Below are 22,453 nucleotides of genomic sequence, written 5' to 3' on the forward strand. Positions count from 1 at the left end.
ACCGAAAAGACCTGCAGGACCATGTGCTGCAAAGCGTGTCGGCCACCGCGATTACCGACACTTACGGCATCGGCCTTTCCAGTCAGGCGAACTTCCAGACCGAAGCCATCAACGGCGATGCCTTCGTCCAGCGATCGTCGTTCAACGGCAACTACACCGGCGGATTGAACCTGGACAGCACCGTTGCCGTGGGCGGCCAGCACGTCGTCATGACCAGCCAGCATCAAGGCAGCGGTGCCGGGATGATCATCGACGTCGAGTCCGACCTCGATGAAATTGCCCTGCGCGCCGACGACTTGAGCGGCGGCAGCGCCAGCTTGCGGCCGGGGCGCAACTTCATCCCGATCACTGCCTACAAGAGCAGTTCGGTGAGCTTCGACTTTGAAGGCAACCACCCGCCAGCGGCCAGTATCCAGCCGGCCCGCACCAGCTATCACCTGAACAAGGGTGGCGTGGACTACCGCAAAATCACCATCAGCAAAACCCTGACCGTGCTCGGCCGTCTGGTCGACCCCCAGGGCAAACCGCTCAAGGGCCACCACATCATCAACCACGCCAGCCGCGGGGTCAGTGAAGTGGACGGGTTCTTCTCCATGGAAATGAAGGCCGGTTCGCCGACCCTGGAAGTGCGTTATGGCAATCAGTTGTTGTGCCAGTTCCGGCTAGACCCGAACAGTGCGCGCAATGAGAACGATGTGTTGATGATCGGGGATTTGCGCTGTACGCCGGATACCTTGGCGGATGCAACTTATAAGGCCGAGGCAGCGGGTTGAGCCTTTATAAAATGGACAAGTACGGGATGTTCAAAAAATGTTGATCCGATTGACGCTACTGTGTTTGGGGTTGGGGCTCTTTGTCGCGCCGGTTGGTGCTGAAGTTGTACGACTGAGTGCTGAGTTCAAACCGGACCCGTCGAAACCTAATAGTAATGAATTCAAGAATACGACACCGAATAGTGGGTTTTGCGAGAAGTTTGAAGTCGATTGCAAGCGATGGCAGATCTTCAGCATCGGTACCCTGATCGAACTGCATGCTGATCGCGCGATTCCTGCCAGGCATACCGATCCCCGTCAAGGCGCGATGTTTAATGTACCCGCAGGTTGGAAAGATGTTCCCGTCTTTGACACACACGGTATGGAGTCAGGCGTGGTGCAGGTACGAATCGCCGGCATCGGCGGGCAATACCGGCTGAGTGAGAGGGTTCAGCAGCTGATTGGTAGAGAACTCCCCGCTTATCCCGCTCACTATGCGCTTTGGCGGGAAAATAGCTGGGAGAACGCCCCGAGACCCTGCGGCTACGGGCCAGGGAGCGACTTTGATGACTGGAGTTCTACCTTCTTCTGGACCACTCCAGTTGAAGGCGTGTGCTCAAAGCAGGCGGCCTATGACATCCCGGAGTTTTCCTATAAGAATTTCGACTTCGCGTACCAACTGCGGACCCCCAACCCGTTGAAAATGGCACCGGGCGTCTATACGGCAACGACACTTTATACCGTTGGCCCGGGGGCGGACTTCGACATGGGGAATATCATGCAGCCCACGGACGGCGCTATTCAACTCGACTTCACCCTGACGGTCGATCACGTATTCAATATAGAAATTCCACCGGGCGGCAATGAAGTCGTCTTGGTGCCGCAGGGCGGTTGGCAAGCATGGCTGAATCAAGGCCGAAGACCAACGCGGTTGTTTCGCGATCAAACCTTCAATATCTGGACCTCTGCACCGTTCAAGATGAGCATGGAGTGTGAGCATTACACGGCCAACAGTACCTGCGCTTTACAGGACGATAAAAACAATCAAGTGCCGGTGGATGTATCGGTGAGTTTACCCAGCGGTTTGAGCGACGCTGAACGGCAATCGGTAAGCCGCCGCCGATTACGGGTAGACGGTGTGGGGACCGAAAGATTCGAGCCCGCTCAGTATGTCGATCGCAAACCCGGAACCTTGCACTTTGAAGTGGGCAAAGGTGCCGTGGAAGAGATGTTGCAGCGCGACAGTCTTCGCTATTCAGGCGACATCACGGTTATTTGGGATTCACAAATTTAATCGGCACTTGAGCCGCAGCGTCTCGTGCCCGCTGTCTTTTAATGAATGAGGTTAAGGAATATGAAACGCCTGTTGGCATTGTTCGGTTTTTGTCTGCTTTCTCAAGCGGCTCAAGCCGGGCCGCAGATCAATGTCGGGGTGGTGTACGACTACCTCGATGGCGATAAAAGCATCTATCTGAAACGGGTCTTCAATGGTGGCGACAGCACCGCCTTCGTCAAGGTCAATATCCTCGAGATCGTCTATGACGCCGATGGCAAGGCACGGGAAATCCCGCTGACCTCTCAGGCCGACGCCAGCGCCCGTGATGGCTTGATGGCCAGTCCGGCCAGGTTGATCGTGCCGGCCAATGGCATGCAGGGTACGCGGTTGTTGTACATGGGCGAGCGCGATAAAGAGCGTTACTTCCGCGTGCGCTTCGTTCCGGTAGTCCCGGAGAAAGAAGATGAGTTCGCGGTGTCCACCGAAGAACGCGAAGACTATAAAAAAGGCCTGTCGGCCGGCGTTAACGTACTGGCTGGCTACGGCACAGTGTTTTTCGTGCGACCCATGGAGACCCGCTTTGACAGCGTGATCGATAACGGCACGGGCAACTATCAGATCCGCAACAACGGCAACACGGTGGTGGTGATCGATGAGTTCAAGGACTGTTCAGTGAAAAGCGAGCAGGAGTGCCAACCCACTACCAAACATCACATTCTTTCCGGTCGGACTTTCCAGTTCGATAAACAGCCAGGCCGTGAGTACCRCTTCAATCTGGTTGAGGGCACACAGACCAAGAGCCTGCGCGTGGCAGGGAAATAACAGTGAAGGCGCTCTTGACCTCAACCCAATGGCCTGCAAGCAACGGTGAAGAAAATGCTTCGTAAATTAGTCATGACGACCGTGTTGGTGATGACATCGGCGTTGGGGCCTGTGGCATTGGCCGCACGCTTCGTCGAGCAGTTTGAAGTGTCGGTCACCATTCCGACGGCGACCTTTTATGTACTGCCTGTCGATCCGCAACTGCTTGAGCGCGAACAGCGCTTGAACTGGAACCCGGTCACTTCAACGCTCAGCCCGCTGCGCGCCAACTTTGATGTGAAGAATATCGATGGCGGGATATCGGCGCGCCTGAGTGAACGGGCGTACTTGTCCAATGGCCGTGACGAGATCGACTTGAACGTGGCCTTCAACAAAATCCCCCTGACGATGGACAGCCAACCGGTGGTGGACGACGCCCGGCCGGGCCGCCGGGTGATGCTGGAAATCGCTGCACTGGAAGGCCCGGACGRCTTCAAGGCCGGCGACTACCACGGCACCGTGCATATGATTTTCGAGGCGATGAGCCCTTGAAACAGGCTCGTCGTTCTTTTAGAGGGTTTTAGTGATGGTCTTTGTAAATAGCTTGAATGCTTGGGGCAGGCGAGTGCGATGGGGTGTTTGTGGTCTGTTGTTGGCACATGCCATGCCGTTATACGCAGGTTCCGTAGAGGTCACGGCGCTATTTCGCCCTGATCCGGGCAACCCAATGGTCAATCGGTTTGAAAATACCACGCCCAACCGGGGAAGCTGTGCCGCTAGCGCGGCTTACTGCAAGTCCCTTGGCATATCCAGCTTGATCATGCCCCTGTACTTCAAAACCGAAGTGCCGATTCTGGCCGGGCACAGCGAGCGTCAGGGACCGATGGTCAAGCTTCCCGCCAACTGGCGAACATTGGACGTTGTGCATCAAACAACCGGCGAAACCCGACCATTGAAGGTGCGCATGGCAGCACTCGGTGCCACGTACAGAACGCCTGTGCCCCTTGTCGATATTGTTGGCCCAGGCACCAGCTGGTACGAAATGAACCGCACACTCTGGGGCGGTAGCGCGGCCAAGGATGCCAGGGCCCCCTGTTTATCCACTACGGTTAATCACCAGACCAGCGCCACCGGTGGCTTTTTTTTCTGGCAGACGCCTGTCGAAGCGGCGTGCCCGCTGCAATCGGCATACGACATTCCGGCGGGATTCCAATTCAACGAGGCCGGCCTGGGTATTTTGACCTTTGGCTACCAGATCGAGACCCCCGATCCCTTGGGCATGCCATCGGGGATCTATACCGGCAAGATTGCCTACACGGCCGGGCCGAATATGGACATCGACATGGGGGATGTACTGCTACCTAACGATCCACTGTTGGAAATCAACTTCACTCTGACCGTGGAACACACGCTAAAAGTCGAAATCCCGCCCGGTGGCAACCGTATCCAATTGGAACCCCAGGGCGGCTGGCAAGCCTGGCTCAATCAGGGCCGCAAACCCACGCGGTTGTTCCGCGACCAGACCTTCAACCTCTCGGCCAGTTCACGCTTCAAGATGCAGCTCGAGTGTGGCACGGGCCAGATTGACGATACCTGCGTCATGCAAAACGCCGCCGGTGACCAAGTGCCGCTGGAGGTACTGGTGAGTTTGCCCAACGGCCTGACGAACACCGATGGCGGCGCGGTCAACCGCTTGCCGCTAAAGGTCAGCGGCGCGGGGACCGAGCTGTTTCAACCTTCCTTCTATGTCAACCGACGACCTGGCACCTTGCATTTCGAAGTGCAAAGGGAAGGTGTGGAAGAAATGCTCAAGCGCGAGGGCGATACCTGGTCGGGCACGGTGTCGGTGGTTTGGGATTCGGAAGTGTGAATCGCTTTCCATGACTTGTGCCGGGCGTTCAATAACTCCGTATGGTCAGGTGGGAATCATGTTTCCTGGAAAAAATATAATGGAGCGACAATGAGCCTCAGGTTCGTGCTGATGACTGCACTGGGTTGGTTCTCTGCCGTAACTCGAGACGCTCTCAAGCAACGTCCGGACCTTCCCTCCTATTGGCATGCCCGACTGATTGAATACTCGATAGGAAATGCGCTTGATGGCCGAAGAAATGAAAGTGACGCCGCACGCTTGAGTTTTCTCAGGTTGGCTCAAGCGGTCACCAATGCGCTGCGCTTTTGTCTGCTGGAAATGCCAGGCACGATCCCTCAGCGACTGGCAAAACCGAGAGTCCAGGTTCCTGCCAGACGGCAGCGAAGTTACCCAAGGCTGGTGAAACCCAGGCCAGCCAAATACCCTAAAAAAAGGTACTTCACGGAATTCCGGGGAACACATATAACGAAATATCCGTAGGAGCTGCCGAAGGCTGCGATCTTTTTGATCTTRATCTTCAGCAATCTCCAGATCGCAAAAGCAAGATCAAAAGATCGTCCGAACGCGGCCCGARCCTTCGGACGATCTTTTTAGGCATCACTCCTCGTCGCTGTCATCCAGCCGCCAATAGCCGACGGCTTTGACGAATTGTTCGTTCAAGCTGTGCTCATCGAGCAACACCCGACGAATCTGCCGCGACACTTTGCTCTCGGTCGCCACCCACGCGTACAGGCTGCCGGCTGGCACCTGGATCTGGCGCACGGTGGTCAGCAGATTGTCCTTGCCACCTTCACGCAGCACCCAGATCACATTGACCTCGGCCGCACTCTGCAGCACTTGCTGCTCCTTGCCGTTTTCCACTTCCACGATCACCAACGCACGACGGTTGGCCGCCAGGCCTTCCAGGCGCCGGGCGATGGCGGGCAGGGCGGTTTCGTCGCCGATCAGTAAATAGCTGTCGAAGATGTCTGGCACGATCATCGAACCCCGTGGCCCGCCGATGTGCAGGAACTGCCCGGGTTTTGCCTGCTCGGCCCAGGTCGAGGCCGGGCCGTCGCCGTGCAGCACGAAGTCGATGTCCAACTCTAGGGTGTTCAGGTCATAGCGGCGCGGGGTGTAGTCGCGCATCTCAGGCAGCGGACCGTTGTCCTTGCCAGCACCCAGCACCAGGGTTTCCAGCGCCGCAGCTTGCTCGGCGTTCTGCGGGAACAACAGTTTGACGTGATCGTCCGTGCCCAGGCTGACGAAGCCTGCCAGTTCAGGCCCGCCCAAGGTAATCCGGCGCATGCGCGGGGTCAGGTCGACCACGCGCAACACTTCCAGGCGACGGCGTTTGATTTCGTGCATGACACGGGCAATGGCGGTAATCACTTCAGTCATTCGGCGTTCTCCTGAACGGGTTGAACGGCAGGGCCGTCGACGATGGCTTTGGCGGTGTTGTTGAGCAAGTCGCGTACACGCAGGATTTCTTCCGGACTCCAGCGGCCATGGTGCATTTGCAGGGCGTGGCGCAGGTTGTGCACCGCCTCGTGGATTTCGGCCGGGCGATCATGGCCGCGCAGCGAACGTTTGCTCACATCGATGCGCATCCGCACGCCGTCCAGTGCAACGGCTTGCTCCTGCAAGGAAAGACGTCCGGTGTCGGTGATTGTGTAGCGTTTTTTTCCGCCTACGGCGTCACCCTGGATCAGTTCGCTTTCTTCAAGGAACGTCAGCGTCGGGTAAATCACACCGGGACTGGGACTGTAGGCGCCATCGAACATCCCTTCGATCTGGCGGATCAGGTCATAGCCGTGGCAGGGCTGCTCGGCGATCAGCGCCAGCAGCAGCAGTTTCAGATCGCCGGGGGCAAATACCCGTGGGCCGCGGCCACCGCGTTCGCGGCCGGGGCGCTTCTCGAAGCCGTCGCGGCCGTCACCGTGTTCGCGATGGGGGGAATGATGGTCTCTCATTTCGTCTTCTCTCGTCGTGTTTAGATACAACTTAAGATATATCTTAATTCTGGATCAAGACGTTTTCCGTACGAGGCGACCTCATGCCGACGAGCGGTGGCGTAGTAGAATGTGTGGAATCCATCGAAAAAACCCTACCGCCTGCCTCTCTTTCTACGACACCCGGCTATTCAAGAATTTTAAAGTTATTACTCTAAAGTTTTTTGAACTTATATTCTAAAGGCGTAAAAATCMCCATGTTAATTGGCTAGAACTGCTGTCTGGTTTTTTCAATAAAACTGTATGTAGGTCGCAACTTACAGTCATCGTTTTGTATTTTTATTTTTTGCGGTTTTGTCTTTCTGGTCATGAGGTTGTTTAACTACGAGCTCATAGGAAGTTGCCTGCTTACTTTCCAGAGCGGTAAGTCGATCATGCCCCGGCGTTGAAAGAACACAGCCACCGGACTTTACGGCTATGAGCTGTCTGAACTTTCAATGAACCGAACCTTTAAAAGAAAACAGGTACTGAATGATGTTCAAGAAATTTGCAATCGCTGCCCCACTGGCTGTTCTGGCTCTCCAATCCTCCATGGCTCTCGCCGCGGGCGAGGCTGCTCACTCGATCAATCTCATCGCTCACGTGCCAACCAATGGCTTCTATGTAGTGCCAACCGACCCTGATCTGGTCAACAAGGATCAGGACATGAGCTTCCAGCCAGCCACTGGCAAGATGGGAGAAGTTAATGGTTTCTTCGACGTGCGCAACAATAATGGCTCGGTTCACGCCAGCCTGGAAAGTGCACCTAAATTGATCTCCGGTGCTCAGTCGATTGATTTGAAAGTCGAGTTCAATAACAAGGAGTTGACGCTCACTCCACAAATGGTCGTGGGGGAATCCGAGTCCGACGCGAACTACCGCGCGCCGCTGAAAATCACTGCCAAGGGCACAACCTTCCAGCCGGGCGACTACACCGGTGTGGTCGCAATGACCTTCGACGCCGTTGCTCCGGTCGGCACGCCTTGATCGAGCTTCAAGGCAACAAACGCTAACTGCTCAAGTGGCGTTAACCGGCGGACAACCTGACCGGCCTGTCCGCCGGACTCCAACCCGTTCGTAACCAGAGTAAGAGTTCATGTTCCCGATGACACCCATCGCGGCTGCGCTTGCGCTGTTGTTTTGTGCCAGTGCAGCGGCGGCTCCCGTTTCTTCCGCCGGTACGACACCGCGAAGTCTGTTGGCCCAGGCCAAAGGCCTGCCGGCAGATTTCGAGGAGCATTTCTTTGATGTGCCTCTGGCTGTTCGGGTGGAACTCGATCAGCAACCGCTGGGGGAGGCCATGGTGGTGTTATCTCGTGATGATCGCATCACGTTGCTTGAATTTACCGACACCAGCGAAAACCGCTTCGGCCCCGCCGAGCGGGAAAAGTGGGCCAGTTATCTCAAGCCAGGCGTGCCGCTGGGCACGTGCACCGGTTCGTGTCCGGATCAAGTGTTGGCCGTGCATTACAACCTGGAAAACTCCCTCGTCTCGATCCTCACCGAAAACGCTGAGCGCGACGTCGAGGCCAAGCGTTATTACGAACAGCCCGATGGCGGCAGCAGCGGTCTGATGGTGCGCAACCAGCTCAATCTCAACGGTGGCCAGCAACAGGATCTGGGCGGTCGCTTCGGTCTTGAAGCCAGCGCCAGCCTGGGCAACTGGAGCCAGACATTCAACATGCAACTGGCCCGTCTTGGCGGTCCGGATGACAAGCTTTATCACGCAGTCCATGAGCTTTACACCCAGCGCGAATTGCAAGGCAGTTTCTTTCGTCTGGGTTATTTCACCCCCAATTCCGAAGGATTGACCCGCCAGCCGCGCACGTTCGGCACCAGTCCCGACACCGCTGTCGGCGTCATGTATGGCAGCTCCGACAGCCTCGCCATCAACAGTCCGATGCCCAGCGTCTATCCGATCTACGTCACGGCCAACCGCCAGGGCTCGGTGGAAATCTATCGCGACGGTCTGTTGATCAATACCCAGGCGATGCCCGCCGGTTTGCAGACCCTCGACACTCGGCCGCTGCCGGGGGGGATCTATGAAGTCGAAGTGCGCCTGATCGAGGACGGCCAGATCACCTCGAGCACTCAAGAGTTGGTGTACAAGCCCAACAACTGGCGCAACCTCGACGAGCGCTGGCGCTACAACCTGTTCGCCGGGGAAGAAAGCAAACTGTTGAGCAATTGGAATCAGCAATCCAGCGGCAGCACCACGGCCGGGGCCTCGATCAATTATCTGGCACACCCACGGGTCATCCTGGGGCTGTCGGCGCGCCAGGTTCGCGAAAAACTGCAATACGGCAGTTCCGTCGACTGGACCCTGGCCAATCAGCTCAGCCTGTACGCCAACGTCTACCAGACGCAGGACCACGGCACCGGTCTGGACCTGCAAAGTCTCTATAACTATGGCGCCGGCAGCGTGGTGATCAGCCACAACCGTAGCTGGCTGGACACCACCAATCTTTACGAAACCCTGCCGGATGGCACCCGGGTGCGCCAACGCAATGTGTTCGTCGGTGAGACCAGCAACTCCTCGCTGGCACTCAATCATCGACTCAGCAGCAAAAGCACGATCAATGCCCGGGTATCCCACAGCGAGGGCAACGTCGAAGGCGTCGGCCTCGATTTGGGCTGGAACCAGCGCACCAACCTGTTTGGCAGCGATGGCAACTGGCGGCTGTCGTTGTTCGATCGGCCAGGCAGTTTCAGCAGCGGTAATGACCGCAATCGCGGCGTCGACTTGAGCGTCAACCTGGCACTCGGCGCACCTGGGCAGCAGATCACCGGCAGTATCGGTTCGCGCACGGCCCGGGACGGTGGTCGCGACAACAACGCCTCCATTGGCTGGCGCAAAGACCTGAAAGACCATGTGCTGCAAAACGTCTCTGTGACGGCGCTCACCGATACCTACGGCGTCGGCGTTTCCAGCCTCGCCAACTTTCGTACCGACGCGATCAATGGTGATGGTTTCGTTCAGCGTTCGTCCTTCAACGGCAATTTTACCGGCGGCCTCAACCTGGACAGTACCCTGGTCCTCGGCGGCCAGCAGATGGTGTTGACCAGCCAGCATGAGATGCGCGGTGCCGGACTGATTGTCGATGTGGAGTCGGACATCGACGACATTGCCCTGCGCGCCGACGACTATAGCGGCGGCAGCGCGGCACTGAAGCCGGGACGCAACTTCATCCCGATCACCGCGTACCAGAACAGCTCGGTGAGTTTCGATTTCGAAGGCAACCATGTGCCGGCGGCCACCATCGAACCGGCCCGCACCCGTTATCACCTGAACAAGGGTGGGGTCGAGTACCGCAAGGTGCGGGTGATGAAAACCCTGACCGTGCTGGGCCGGCTGGTCGATTCGCAAGGGCAGCCGCTCAAGGGGCACCACGTGATCAACCACGCCAGTCGTGGCGTGACAGAGGTCGATGGTTTCTTCTCGATGGAAATGAACGCCGGTTCGCCGACGCTGGAAGTGCGTCAGGGCAACCAGTTGCTGTGCCAGTTCCGTCTTGAGGCCGACCGGCATCGCAGCGAAAACAATGTGCTGATGATCGGTGACCTGCGATGTACGCCGGACACCTTGGCCGATATCACCTTCACCGAGCAGAAGGCGGGTTAATCGTGAAAGCAATATTGAACGGGTTAGCTTTGCTGGCGGCGCTGAACCTGTCGATGACGGAGGCGGCGAATCGCGAGATCAGGGCCTTGTTCCAGCCCGACCCGTCGCAGCCGAACAATAACGTGTTCATCAACAAGACCCCGAACAGTGGCTATTGCGCGTCGCATCCGAGCCAATGTGCCATCACCAGGATGTTCAGCATCCAGATTCCTGTTCGGTTCGATTCCACACGCCCCATCATGCCTGGCGACCACATGGCGTTGAAGGTACCGGCCAACTGGCGACAACTGTCGGTCACCAATCGGGATACTCAGGAGACGGAAATCGTCGAGGTGCGCATCATTGGCATCGGCTCAAATTTTATCTTGAGTGATTCGGCCGCCAATCTTGTGGGTGTAACAGGCATCCTCGAAGGACATCAGAAGCTGTGGAACGGCGGCAGTTGGGTCTATGCGCCAGCGCCCTGTCAGTACAGCGGCGTCGGTTACTACAGTCCCACCAGCTATTCATTTTTCTGGAAAGCACCGGTCGAATCGGCCTGCACCAAAGTAGCGGCGTACCAAATTCCATCGATGTACTTCGATAAAGTCGATTTCGCCTATGAGCTGCGCACCCCGAATCCGTTGGGTATGTCGTCCGGGCTGTACACCGGCTCGTTGTCATACACCCTCGGCCCTGGTGGAGATTTCCAGATGGGTTCGATGATGACCCCGGATGACGGCAGCCTGACCCTGGATTTTGTACTGGATGTGCAACACACCCTGAAAGTCGACCTGCCACCGGGTGGAAACAAGGTGGCGCTGGAACCCGAAGGCGGCTGGAACCGCTGGATCGAAAGCGGTCGCCAGCCGACGAGGATCTACCGCGATCAGGCCTTCTTCATCTCGGCGTCTTCGCGCTTCAGCGTGATGATGCAGTGCGATTCGCTGGGCGGTACTCGATGTTATCTGCGCGGCGAGAACGGCAACAGCACACAGGTGGAAACCAGGCTCAGCCTGCCCGCGGGCATCATCGGTCCCGGCAATGGCCCGGTCAATCATGTCTCGCTGATGAATAACGTTTGGATAGGCCCTTTTCAGCCTGGTCATTATCTGGATCGCAAGCCAGGTTCGCTGCGTTTCGAGATGCCGCGGGACGCGATCGACTTTCTGATACGCCCCGGCTTCAGCGGCACGCTCAAGGGCAATATCACCATCATCTGGGATTCGGAAGTGTGAGCGTCCGGCCCTCCATTTTGTTTAATTTTTTTGGGATTGAAGACATGACACGTCTGTTTTTGCTGTCGATGCTCAGTGTGTTTTGCATGGCGGCGAACGCTGGGCCGCAAATCAATGTCGGCACTGTTTATGACTATCTGGATGGCGACAAAAGCACTTACCTGAAGCGGGTCTTCAACAGCGGTGACAGCACCGCGTTCGTCAAGGTCAACGTATTGGAGATCGTGTATGAGGCTGACGGTACGTCTCGGGAAATTCCGGTCGAGACCTCCGCTGACAAGGCATCGCGCAATGGCCTGATGGCCAGCCCCGCGCGACTGATCGTGCCGGCACAGGGTATGCAGGGCACTCGCCTGCTGTACATGGGCGAACGTGACCGCGAACGTTATTTTCGCGTGCGTTTCGTGCCGGTGGTACCGGAAAAGGAGGACGAATTCGTGGTCAGCGGCGAAGAGCGTGAGGACTACAAAAAGACCCTGAGCGCCGGCGTCAATGTCATGACCGGGTTCGGCACGATCTTCTTCGTGCGGCCCAAAGACGCACGTTTCGAGACAGCCATCACTGAAACCGACAGCCGTTATGAACTGCGCAACAACGGCAACTCGGTGCTCGTCATCGATGAATTCAAAAACTGTTCGTTGAGCAAGGAGAGCGATTGTGGAGCCACCACCAAACACCATGTTCTGGCGGGCAAATCTTTCGGCTTCGACAAGGAAAAGGGCCGTGAATACCGTTTCAAGCTGCTCGAAGGCGAACGTAAACAGGACTTGAAGGTAGTGAGCCGCTAACGGCTGTTTCATTGGCGGGATAGGTAATGAATATGAGCAAGCAATGCGCCGTCGTCGTACTGATGGCAATCACTGGACTGACGAGCACCATCAGTTGGGCCGCTCGCGAAGAGCACACGTTCGAAGTATCGCTGACGGTTCCGAGTCGGGCTTTTTACATCATTCCGTCCGAACCGGACTGGATTCACCGGGCGCAGCCACTGCTCTGGAGCTACCCCACATCAACCTTGGGCAGCCTGCGAAAGAACTTCGACGTGCGCCACGACACCAGCGCGATTGAAGCGCGCCTGGAAAGCGTCCCCTACCTGTCGAATGGCAGGCCGGACGACAATATTGCACTGCGGGTCAGGTTCAACGGCGTTGAACTGAGTTCTGTCCTGCGTCAGGTCGTGTCCCGGGAAGAAGCCGCAACGGGCAAGCGAGTGGCGCTGGAGATCGACCCGGTAAAACCGCTCGGGGGATACCGCGCGGGTGATTACGCCGGCAACGTTTTGCTGCTGTTCAACGCCAGGGCGCCAGGAGAATGAAGCTTGTGGCATCGAATCAATCGGGAATGACACGAATGGAAAGTTTTAAAAAATTCACCGGCAAACTGGCGTTGTTGATGACGCTGTGCGTGACCTCGGCGGAGGCGGCGAATCAGGAGATCCGCGCGTTGTTCCAGCCTGATCCGGCGCAACCGAACAGGAACGTGTTCATCAACAAGACACCCAATAGCGGCTATTGCGCGATCCATCCAACCGAATGCGCCGCCACCGGGATGTCCAGTATCCAGGTGCCGATTCGTTTCAATTCCACTGGCCCCATCTGGGCCGGTATCTCGGGTGTGGGGGTAAAAACGCCTGCCGATTGGCGGCGTTTCCCGGTCACCAATCGCGATACCCAGGAAACAGAAACCGTCGAAATACGCATCACCGGCATGGGTTCAAGATATTCCCTGAGTGATTCAGCCGCCAGTCTGGTGGGGGTGACAGACATACTTGAAGGTCACCAAAAGCTCTGGACCAGCGGCAGTTGGGTTTACGCAGCCCCGCCTTGTCTGTACAGCGGTGTAGGAAGCTACAGCGACAGGGCCTATCGTTTTTTCTGGAAGACGCCAGTGCAAGCGGCGTGTACCAAGGTGGCCGCTTTCAACATTCCAGGAGGCATGACGTTCGAGTACTTCGATTTTGCCTATGAGCTGCGCACGCCCAATCCCTTGGGTATGTCGAGCGGGCTTTACACCGGGTCGATGACGTATACCGTCGGGCAGGGTGGAGACTTCGATATGGGCTCAATGGTGCCGGACCAAACTTCGCTGTACCTCCATTTCGTGCTGGATGTTCAGCACACGCTCAAGGTCGATCTGCCACCGGGTGGGAACAAGGTGACGCTGCAGCCCGAAGGCGGCTGGCAACCCTGGATCGAGAGCGGTCGCAAGCCGACCCGCATCTACGCCGACCAACTGTTTTACATCTCGGCTTCGTCGAGCTTCAGGGTCATGTTGCAGTGCATTGGGGGCGGGTTTGTATGCGATTTGCGGAGTCCGACGAACAATCGCGCCAGAGTGCACACAAAACTCAGCTTGCCCGTCGGGATCGACGGTCACAACGGGCCGGTCAAGGAAGTTTTACTTCAACCCAACGCCTGGCTGGGACCCTTCCAGCCAGGGTTATATGTGGATCGAAAAGAGGGTTCACTGCGTTTCGAGATGACCCAGGACTCCATCGACTTTTTGTTCCGTCCCGGATTCAGTGACACGTTCAGCGGCAACATCACCGTTCTCTGGGACTCGGATGTGTAACGCTCGGTAAAAAAAAAGCCAGGCTCCTGAAGACAAGGCACGCCAGGACTACAGGAGCCGGTTACCCGTTTACAGCGCGTATTTATCCAGCAGCATCCGGGTCAGGCTTCGTCCCAATTGCAGTTTATCATCGGCCAGCGTGTTGATGCTTTCCGAGTAGGCCTGCTCGTTGATTTCGCCGGTTTCCCTGCGTTGCTCGAGAAGTCGCAGCTTTTCATCGAACGCCCGATCATTCGAACGGAATCTCAGGTCATAGGTTTCATGCAGGTACTTCTCCCAGAACAGCTGTTGGAGCATGGCGTCAAGCAAACCGTCCCCTTCCTCCAGCGCCAGCACGGTGGTGTACGCCTGTTCGATGGCATTGTCGCTCACGGCCGCGATATTGCGATAAAGCATGCCCTCCGATTGCCACGGCAAGCCAAGGCGCGAAGCCAGACGAGTCTGATACGCCAGGTAAATTTCCACTTCTTCGGCCCTGCTCGGACGTGACAGTGCATCGGCCCGGGCGATGTCATTGACCCGTTGCAAGCGCGCGGCACCCTTGCTCAGGCTCACCAGCCGGGTTTCCAGTTCGGCGGCATTGGTCGAATAGGTATACGCCTGGGACGCAAGCGCCTGCACGCCCATATTGTTGAAAACTTCGGAGCTGGCATCGGCACAGGTGGTGGGTTGCTCGGCGGTCTGAAACAGTTTTTCGCGCAGTGGCGTATCCAGATCCACCGCATCGATCAGTTCCCAGACACGACGGGACAAGGCTGCGCGGGTAGCGCCACCGGCTCTGAAGTCGGCCGAATGCGTCAGGCTGTCGATGATTCTGAAGAAGCCTTCGCTGTTCGGCTCGTTCATCAGATTGTCCCAGGCATCCGCTCTGTAAGTCCCCAAGCCAGGCGAGTTCGCACCCCAAAGCGAGGAGTCATCATCGACCGGCCATTTGGCGCGCGCATTGGCGGCCAGAGGGGCGTAGATGTTCTGGCGCGGCAAGCCCACTGAATCGCGGTATTGGAACAGGATCTGGCGTTGAATATCGTCCAGGGATTCGATATCCAGCCGTGCGCGCGCCACTACTGATGCTTGCCTTGACCCGTTGACGACATTGGGTACGGTCTTGATCGGATTTCCCCGCAGGTCAAGAAAGAACCCCTTTGGACGCTGTTTGCTCAGCAGTCCGTCTGGCCAGGTATCGATGTCGGTGTTTGAAAGATTAAGCACTTTCAGGCGTGGCATGCGCTCGACATTGGGCGCCTGGCGCAGCGGGTTGTGATCGAGCCGCAGGGTCTGCAGGCGTGTCAGATGTTGCAGTTGCTCGACGGCCTCGGTGTTCAGCGCAATATGATTGCCGCTCAGACGCAGGGTTTCGAGCAGGTGCATGCTGGCCACATTGTCCGGCAAGCGGGTCAGCTGACAGCGACGTGCGCTGAGATGGCGTAGCTGGGTAAAGCTTTTCAATAATCCCTTGGAGCCGGACGTAAATGCCATCTCGTCCAGGTTCAAGGTGCTGATCTGTTCGAGGTACGGGCGGATGTCTGGCAATGTCTTCCACCATGGCTCCAGGTTGAAACTCAGGAGCTCAGTGGATAGGTCCAGTGCATAACCCTTGTCGAAGTGAATGCTGCGTTCATCGAACACCAGGGTTTTTCGCTGGAAGCATTCCATCAGGCGATTAGCGATGAAAGTGATTTCCCTGGGCGGTAGGAGCGTATTGTCGGGCTCGAACGGCGTGTGCTTTATCTTCCATGCGTCAAGGATGTTTTCCAGCTCTGTGAGTTCTCGTTCCAGGTTGCTTATCAATTGAACAGGGTCGCTGCCCGAAGGCATGGAACGAATGAAGTTGTCGACCTCATGTTCACGCAGGTGCGGGTACAGATTTTGCACCCGTTGCTCAACGGTCACTGGCTGTCTGGAAAATCCGGGGCCGCATAACAGCAGGCTCGTGTCCAGCTCCGCCACCGGCCGGATGGAAGGCTCCAGCAAGAGCGTGCGGCGTTCGGCCGGTGCCATGGTCTTGGCCATTATCCATTGCTTGAAGGCTTGTCCCTGGCCCAATCCATAACCTATTGATCGGCGTGCCTGCTCCGGTAAGGCGCGCAGCAGCGCTTCATGAAAGTCGACAGCATCGGAAAGCGGGCGATGTTGACCGTCAACCACCTCATACCGGCCGTCTCCGACGCGTATTAGCAGGCGTACGTGAGTGGCATCGTCTGGACCGACACTGCAACGCAAAGGACCATCGGCGGTGCCGTCACGTATTTCCACGCGTAGATCGCCCAAGGCTGCGCTGTTGAATCGCAGCGCGTTGAGCACCAGGCGCTCGGTGTCGGCGGTCAATCGTTCGGCCTGGAAAAAGCCCTCGCTGGCGCGTGTCGAGCGGGTTTCAAAAGCACATTCGCGGACGCGGCTCTTGAGATCCAGTGGGAGGCGTTGCTGTGTGTCGACGATGCGCAGATCGTCTTGCCGGGCATTGGCGACAAGGCGTTCGGCGATGATCGTCGGCAGTTCAGGGTATTGCCGCTGCATGACCTGAACGCGTCGATCGGTACTGCGTGCGCGAGAGCGATAAATGAAATCCGCGACGTTGGTCTTGCGCCCTTCGACCTGGTCGGCCAGGCGATCACGCAGGCGCTGTACCTTCGCTTGCCTGGAGAGTCCCGGTCCGACCAGCGCTTCGAGCTGTGGTTCATCGAGAAACCTGACGACCCGCTCCGTCAGCCTGCCGGCCATCACGTCCGCCAGCCCGATATCCAGCGTCCGTTCCGGTCGGGCATTGGCGTTGCCGTACAGGCGGGAGGGGCCGAGCAGGTCGGATCGTTCATACACCCTCAAGGCATGGTCGGACGGCCAGCCCGGCAGTTCGGTGATCAGTTGCTCGAACCAGTGCGATGACGGGTCTATCGGGCTTCCCGAACGAATCTGCGTGGTCGTGGCGGCGACATCTTCCATCGCCCTGAAGCGGTTTACCGTGTCTTCCAGCAATAGTGGCGGCTCGGCGTTTTCGACGTGCATGCGCCGCAGCGCGTCTTCTTCGGTGCCGCTGATCAAGCGGATGTTTTCCAGTTGCCGTGAGCTCAAGCCATCGGTCATATGCCCCAGCCGTTGCATCAGCTTCGGGCTCTCCCAGGTCAACGGGTTTTCACCTTCATGGCGCCAGGCGCCACGACCGTTATGGGCCAGTTTCGGTGCATAGGCTTCGGGGCGGGTAGGGTGTTCAAGCCGATACTGCGTGGTTTGCGGATCTTTGCGGGTCACATAGTGGCGACCCTCCAAAGGAAGGATGGCCCGGCCTTGATGGCGATGCRGGCCCAGCCGGTCGGGCCTGGAATCTGTTGGCAGCGACAGGTCTGGATGGGCGTAGGGCTCKATATCCGGGTGCCACAAGCGGGTTTCACCGGTGGGCAAGCTCACCGGTTGCAGGCCCTCGACCCATGTAGAAACCTTGAGCCGGAACGCATCGGCGATGCTCGCCCCGGCGGCAAACGCAGCCAGTTGAACCACGTCCGTCAGGACCCCCACAACGTGATCCGCTGCTTCTGCCCATAGTCCCTCGGCCAGGTCCACAGCGCCTTCAATGACATCACTGGTCAGTTGATACGCCGTGTAGGCCAGCATGAGTTCGCCCAGCCCAGGAACGAATGGCGTGGCGATCAACAGGGCAACATTGAAAATATCGGAGACTATTTTCTTGAAGTTGTCCCACCAGGCCCACCGGGCATTGCGATCGGTATCGGCGGTCGACACGGCGATGTCCCGAGCGTCATTGAGAATCTTGTTCAGTTTGTTTTGATAAAGATGTACCCAGAGTTCGCCCGTGATCGGCGCAATCTCGAAATTCAATTGCGGGTTATCGATCGGCACATCCCGCCAGCTTGGGCCCGGATCGAACGTTTCCTTTCGATGCCATTTGACCTCGAACAGACGTTGTTGCAGCCCGCCGAAGAAATGCCCGCGTTGCGAATGGTCAATGAACCGGCTGAAGAACTGGCGGTACGTCATCCCGGTGGAAGCGATCAGCGCGTCGTCGCGCAACTGCCGCGTCAATTCGTTCATGAACGCGACGGTCGAGGGGTATTGCTTGAGTGGGTGCTCTGGATCCTGCGGCACATAAGCGATCACTGGCATCACCTCGCGCGATTGCTCAAGGTCCGCAGTGATCAGCACGATGCCGGTCAAGCGGTTGTCGAGAATGGACAGGTCGGCAAATTGCACCGGCTTGCCTTTCCAGGTGGTGTTGCGCTGGCCCTCCAGCATTTCAATGACCCTGTCGCGGGCATCGGCGTCGATATCGCCGGCCATCGTCGCCTGTTCCACGGCGGCTCTGAAAGCGGCTTTCTCGCTTTCAACGATACGGCTTTGGAGCCAATACTTTGCAAGGCGATCACGAGATAGCAACTGTTCTTCCAGGTATCGGGTGTAGCGGGCGCCGATGTCCAGCTCACGGCACAACGCCTGAAACCTTGCGATGGAGAGCTTGTGTTTGATGGGCAAGACATCGAACTGACCACGCTGATCGGGTTGGCTGATGTAATCCGAGTCCGGTTCGCAGGTTTCGCCAAGCGCGAAGTTGTGCAGTGCGGCGTCGATCAGCGAAACAGTGCGGGTGACGACACCCCCGGACGTATCGATGACATACCAGGGCCGTTCTTTAGGCAGGTAAAGATGCAGATATGTTTTTTTAACGTCGACATCGATATCCAGTTTCTTCAGCGCATCGGCGAGTATGGGCTCGGCAAATTCATAAGCGTTTTGCAACTGGTCGAGAAACCGATCCACCTTGTTGCGGGAAGACCAGAGTTCGAGGCTGGCTTTTTGTAAGCGGGATTGATTGAGCGCGGTGGCTGTCTTGATCCAGGGCGCGGGCGCTTTTTCGGCGCGGCCCAGTTCCCGGACATTTCGCAATGAAGTGCTTTGAAAGACCGGATGAATCCGGCTCTTGATGAATTCGTAGTGCCGGCCTTTATGGTCGGTTGTCGACGTACTTCCTTGTAAGTCAGGCATGTTGTTAATAAACCTTGAGCGTTAATGTGAGTCACCAGCCTAACGCCCAGGGCCCAAAGTAAAAGCCGCGATTTCTGTTGCTTGATCAGCGCCTGCACCGCTAATGCATTGGAATTATCCATGCCGAAAATAATTAATTACCACCTGTGCAGCGTAATGGTTCTGTCAACGCCGCGCGACTTCAGTCGGCAAGCAACCTGTTTTGCTGCCGGGTTGCAGGTATGGCATGAGAATCGGTGCCATGCCTTTGAGTACCTGCACCGGCAACGCCGAGGTGAACTTGAAGGCTTCGGCCGTGCGCCCGGGCACGAATGCGGTCAAGGTACCGAAGTGTGAATCGCCAATGTAGAAGACAAACGTCGCCGTCCGGTTGATGGATTTGGAGCTCAGAATCCGCCCGCCTGAACCAATGGCTTCAATGCGGTTGTCCCCTGTGCCCGTTTTGCCACCCATGGCCAACGGTTTGCCATCCGGCGTTACAAAACTGCCGGACACCCGTTTCGCCGTACCGGCATCCACCACTTGCGACAAGGCTTCGCGCATGGCCGTGGCGACTTCGGACGGCATGACCCGTTTGCCGACGTTCGGGTCATTGATCAATTTGGTTTCATACGGTGTGTTGGCTGCGAAGTGCAAGCTGTCGATACGCAGGGTCGGCATGCGCACACCGTCGTTGAGGATGGTGCCGATCAGTTCCGCCAATGCTGCCGGACGGTCGCCGGAGCTGCCGATGGCGGTCGCCAGCGAGGGCACGAGGTGATCGAATGGGTAGCCGACTTTCTGCCAGCGCTGGTGAATGTCGAGGAATGCTTCGATCTCCAGCATGGTGCGGATGCGACTGTCGCGGGCACCCTTGTGCCGGCTTTTGAACAGCCAGCTGTAGACCTCCTGGCGCTCGAACTGGCTGGCTTTGACGATTTCACCCCACTTGGCGTCGGGGTGATTGAGCAGGTAGCCCATCAGCCACAGGTCCAGCGGGTGAACCTTGGCGATGAAGCCCTGGTCCGGCAAGTCGTAGGAGCCAGGGCCGTAGGCTTCGTAGAGCCGTACGAGACGTTCGTCAGTGAGTTTTTCCGTGAGCTTGGCGCCGGTGAGGTGCGAGCGCACGAAGGCGTTGAAGCTTGCCTGACTGGCCCGTGGCAGCAGGTAGCGGTGCACGGCGGCCATGCGGATCGGGGTCGGGCGCATGCTGTCGAGGAAGGTCTCGAGCCGGTCCTGGGTGTCCTTGTTCTTGTACTTCTTCCAGAACTTGAGCAGGAACGAAGTGCCCTCGCTGTCGGCGAATTCGGCCAGGTATTCCTGGCGCCGCGGGTCGCGGTCGTCCTTGAGCAGTTCGGCACTGCTGTTCGGGCCGGAGTAGGTGGTGTAGCGCACCAGGTCACGCATCAGGCGGATGAACGGCAGGTTGATCGACTCGCGCAGGGCGTCGCGCAGTGTCGGTATGCGGCCGTTGTCTTCCTTGCGGAAGTTGTGGAACACATGCAGGCCGCCCCCGGTGAAAAACGCCTCGCCGGGGCTGGCGGAGTATTTGCGGTCCAGGGCTGCGCCGAGCATTTTTTGCAGGTCGCGGTCCTTGTTTTCGATCAGGTAATCGACCGCCCAGCGGCTCAGGCGGTCCTGCTCCGGCACGTCGACTTTCTTCAGTTCAGGGACGGCCATGCCAGCGTATTTGTCGTGCAGCTCGGAGATGATTTGCAGGTAGGTGGTCAGCACGCGCATTTTCGCGGTGGAGCCCAGCTCCAGTTTGCTGCCTTCGTTGATGTCGAATGGCTGGTCGGTGCTGTCGGTCTGCACCCGTACCCGCGAACCGTCCGGGGTCAGTTCGAACAGGGTGAAGCTGTAGCGCACCTGGGTGGTGCTGGTGGTGGTCAGAAGGCGTTCGCCGATCAGGCCGATTTGCGTGGCAAAAGCGGGGTCGGCGAGTTTTTTCAGGTACTCGGTGGCCTCGGTTTGCAACTCGCCTTGCAGGGTGCTGGTGGCGGACAGATCGAGGCGGTCGAGGTCATACAGTGGGCGATTGAGCATGCCGGCCAGACGGCTGCGCGCGACACTGATGCCCTTGTTGGTTTCAATCGGCTGAATGGTCGGCTGGGTGGCCCAGTCGCGGTAGGTCAATTTGCTGGCCAGGGCGGCGGCGGCGAGCTGGGCGTCGATCACACTGTTTTGCGCCAGCAGGCGAATATGGCTGTCGGTGAGGTCGGCCAGTTCATCGTGACCCTTGGTCAGGTAATGCGAGGGGCGGCGCTGGGCAATCATCAGCGACAGCATTTCACGCAGGGCCAGGCCTTTTTCCGCCATGGTTTTTGGATCGGTCGCAGTGCTGGTCAGGACTTCGTTGGCCTTGCTGAAGTCGGAGCCATACCACACGCGCAAGCCTTCAGCCATGCCATGCACTTCACCGTGGCCCGGTACGGCCGACAGCGGCACGCTGTTGAGGTAGTCGCGAACCACGTTCTGCCGGGCTTCGAGGGTTTGTGGCCCGGCCTGATAGGCGCGTACGGTGGCGGAAATCATCTGGCGAATTTTTTCCGCGCCATTGACCGTCAAGCCATCGGGGGAGTGTCGGTACTTTTCCAGTTGCGTGGCCAGGGTACTGCCACCAGCGGATTGACCGGGCACGTGCAATATCTTGGCCACCTGGGACCACGCCGCCATACCGAACCGTGGCCAGTCCACCGCCGGGTTGGCCAGGGGTTGTTTGGGGTCCAGCAGGAAGCGGTTCTCGATGAACAACAGGCTGTTGACCACCACCGGCGGGATCGAGGCAAAGGTTGAATAAAGCTGCTGCGGGTAGTTGTACTGGTACAGCGGCGCAGCGCGGCAATCGGTGATCGACAGCCCGGCCTGGATTTTCTCGGCATAAGGCACGAACAGGCCTTTGTCGCTGTACTTCAACAGCGCCGGAGAAAAGCGGGTTTGCGCCTCAACGACGAAATCGCGCTTGATCAAGCGCGGCAGGAATTCATCCAGCGAGCTGTAGCCCAGGCGCCGATCGAACGGACCGTCGCCCGGATAGCGAATCGCATCGCTGGGGCCGGGTTTGAGCTCATAGTTCAGGGACGCGGCGTATTTGCTGACTTCCCGGGCCTGGAACTTCGAGGTACGCATTTCCCTCGCAGCCGCCAGCCCCACGACAATCGCGATAATCAACAGCAATAGCCAGAACGCTCCCCATCCGTGTCTGGAACGACGGGGTTTTTCAGGTGGCGGCGCTTCATCCTCACGTTCAGTCGGAACCTCGGTTTTACTCGAATCGGTTTGCCACAAAGCGCCCATAGTCGACTGATCCATTCACGCAGATTGATCGGACTTCACTGAAGCTTAGACGGTGGTTGGCGAAGGTGAAAAAAATGTGAGGGGCAAAATGATGCACGGACTCACCACT

General features: G+C 57.8%; 15 protein-coding genes. 11 read left to right on the forward strand and 4 right to left on the reverse strand.

Annotation, left to right across the window (positions count from 1 at the left end; genetic code table 11):
- The 5 genes from AC1DVH_RS01235 to AC1DVH_RS01255 form a co-directional block, all read left to right on the forward strand.
- A partial coding sequence (locus tag AC1DVH_RS01235) for a CS1-pili formation C-terminal domain-containing protein (protein ID WP_477752301.1) occupies positions 1–773 on the forward strand: 773 nt, incomplete at its 5' end.
- Between the two features lie 37 nt (positions 774–810).
- Positions 811–2,046, forward strand: a complete 1,236-nt coding sequence (locus AC1DVH_RS01240) for a hypothetical protein (protein ID WP_477752302.1) — start codon at positions 811–813, stop codon at positions 2,044–2,046.
- 60 nt (positions 2,047–2,106) lie between these two features.
- Entirely contained in the window at positions 2,107–2,850 is a 744-nt protein-coding gene (locus tag AC1DVH_RS01245; protein WP_477752303.1) for a molecular chaperone, read from the forward strand.
- Between the two features lie 54 nt (positions 2,851–2,904).
- Positions 2,905–3,381, forward strand: coding sequence for a CS1 type fimbrial major subunit (locus AC1DVH_RS01250; RefSeq protein WP_477752304.1), 477 nt, complete (start codon positions 2,905–2,907; stop codon positions 3,379–3,381).
- A gap of 268 nt (positions 3,382–3,649) precedes the next feature.
- Positions 3,650–4,699, forward strand: a complete 1,050-nt coding sequence (locus tag AC1DVH_RS01255) for a hypothetical protein (RefSeq protein ID WP_477752305.1) — start codon at positions 3,650–3,652, stop codon at positions 4,697–4,699.
- A 597-nt stretch (positions 4,700–5,296) separates the two neighbouring features.
- Here the strand turns inward: AC1DVH_RS01255 and AC1DVH_RS01260 are convergent.
- Both AC1DVH_RS01260 and AC1DVH_RS01265 read right to left on the reverse strand, forming a co-directional pair.
- Positions 5,297–6,079, reverse strand: a complete 783-nt coding sequence (locus tag AC1DVH_RS01260) for a siderophore-interacting protein (protein WP_477752306.1) — start codon at positions 6,077–6,079, stop codon at positions 5,297–5,299.
- Entirely contained in the window at positions 6,076–6,651 is a 576-nt protein-coding gene (locus tag AC1DVH_RS01265) for a PadR family transcriptional regulator (protein WP_477752307.1), read from the reverse strand. The genes AC1DVH_RS01260 and AC1DVH_RS01265 overlap by 4 nt, the downstream gene beginning before the upstream one ends.
- A 513-nt stretch (positions 6,652–7,164) precedes the next feature.
- Between AC1DVH_RS01265 and AC1DVH_RS01270 the strand changes: the two genes are divergently transcribed.
- The 6 genes from AC1DVH_RS01270 (at position 7,165) to AC1DVH_RS01295 (ending at position 14,079) form a co-directional block, all read left to right on the forward strand.
- A complete protein-coding gene (locus AC1DVH_RS01270) occupies positions 7,165–7,656 on the forward strand; it encodes a CS1 type fimbrial major subunit (RefSeq protein WP_477752308.1) in 492 nt (163 codons plus the stop codon).
- A gap of 109 nt (positions 7,657–7,765) precedes the next feature.
- Positions 7,766–10,291, forward strand: coding sequence for a CS1-pili formation C-terminal domain-containing protein (locus AC1DVH_RS01275; protein WP_477752309.1), 2,526 nt, complete (start codon positions 7,766–7,768; stop codon positions 10,289–10,291).
- Positions 10,237–11,508, forward strand: a complete 1,272-nt coding sequence (locus AC1DVH_RS01280) for a hypothetical protein (RefSeq protein WP_477752310.1) — start codon at positions 10,237–10,239, stop codon at positions 11,506–11,508. Before AC1DVH_RS01275 ends, AC1DVH_RS01280 begins: the two co-directional genes overlap by 55 nt.
- 44 nt (positions 11,509–11,552) lie before the next feature.
- Entirely contained in the window at positions 11,553–12,296 is a 744-nt protein-coding gene (locus AC1DVH_RS01285) for a molecular chaperone (protein ID WP_477752311.1), read from the forward strand.
- Positions 12,297–12,328: 32 nt separating this feature from the next.
- Positions 12,329–12,823 carry a CS1 type fimbrial major subunit gene (locus tag AC1DVH_RS01290; RefSeq protein ID WP_477752312.1) on the forward strand — a complete coding sequence of 165 codons (495 nt, stop codon included), beginning with the start codon at positions 12,329–12,331 and terminating at the stop codon, positions 12,821–12,823.
- Between the two features lie 35 nt (positions 12,824–12,858).
- Complete coding sequence (locus tag AC1DVH_RS01295; RefSeq protein ID WP_477752313.1) at positions 12,859–14,079, forward strand: hypothetical protein; 1,221 nt, start codon at positions 12,859–12,861, stop codon at positions 14,077–14,079.
- Positions 14,080–14,148: 69 nt separating this feature from the next.
- Here AC1DVH_RS01295 and AC1DVH_RS01300 read toward each other — a convergent pair whose 3' ends face one another.
- Positions 14,149–19,068: an NEL-type E3 ubiquitin ligase domain-containing protein gene (locus AC1DVH_RS01300; RefSeq protein WP_477752314.1), complete on the reverse strand. Its 4,920-nt coding sequence runs from the start codon at positions 19,066–19,068 to the stop codon at positions 14,149–14,151.
- A 165-nt stretch (positions 19,069–19,233) separates the two neighbouring features.
- The gene (locus AC1DVH_RS01305; protein ID WP_477752315.1) at positions 19,234–22,344 is read right to left on the reverse strand and encodes a transglycosylase domain-containing protein; all 3,111 of its coding nucleotides are present in this window, start codon (positions 22,342–22,344) and stop codon (positions 19,234–19,236) included.
- Positions 22,345–22,453: the final 109 nt, after the last annotated feature.

Source organism: Pseudomonas sp. P4_C3, assembly GCF_056402075.1.

What these genes read in the sequence shown, in the direction of transcription:
- AC1DVH_RS01290 (WP_477752312.1), top strand. Translation starts at nt 12,329, where the DNA reads ATGAGCAAGCAATGCGCCGTCGTCGTACTGATGGCAATCACTGGACTG.
- AC1DVH_RS01275 (WP_477752309.1), top strand. Translation starts at nt 7,766, where the DNA reads ATGTTCCCGATGACACCCATCGCGGCTGCGCTTGCGCTGTTGTTTTGT.
- AC1DVH_RS01295 (WP_477752313.1), top strand. Translation starts at nt 12,859, where the DNA reads ATGGAAAGTTTTAAAAAATTCACCGGCAAACTGGCGTTGTTGATGACG.
- AC1DVH_RS01285 (WP_477752311.1), top strand. Translation starts at nt 11,553, where the DNA reads ATGACACGTCTGTTTTTGCTGTCGATGCTCAGTGTGTTTTGCATGGCG.
- AC1DVH_RS01260 (WP_477752306.1), bottom strand. Translation starts at nt 6,079, where the DNA reads ATGACTGAAGTGATTACCGCCATTGCCCGTGTCATGCACGAAATCAAA.
- AC1DVH_RS01280 (WP_477752310.1), top strand. Translation starts at nt 10,237, where the DNA reads ATGTACGCCGGACACCTTGGCCGATATCACCTTCACCGAGCAGAAGGC.
- AC1DVH_RS01255 (WP_477752305.1), top strand. Translation starts at nt 3,650, where the DNA reads ATGCCCCTGTACTTCAAAACCGAAGTGCCGATTCTGGCCGGGCACAGC.
- AC1DVH_RS01240 (WP_477752302.1), top strand. Translation starts at nt 811, where the DNA reads ATGTTGATCCGATTGACGCTACTGTGTTTGGGGTTGGGGCTCTTTGTC.
- AC1DVH_RS01265 (WP_477752307.1), bottom strand. Translation starts at nt 6,651, where the DNA reads ATGAGAGACCATCATTCCCCCCATCGCGAACACGGTGACGGCCGCGAC.
- AC1DVH_RS01305 (WP_477752315.1), bottom strand. Translation starts at nt 22,344, where the DNA reads ATGGGCGCTTTGTGGCAAACCGATTCGAGTAAAACCGAGGTTCCGACT.
- AC1DVH_RS01270 (WP_477752308.1), top strand. Translation starts at nt 7,165, where the DNA reads ATGTTCAAGAAATTTGCAATCGCTGCCCCACTGGCTGTTCTGGCTCTC.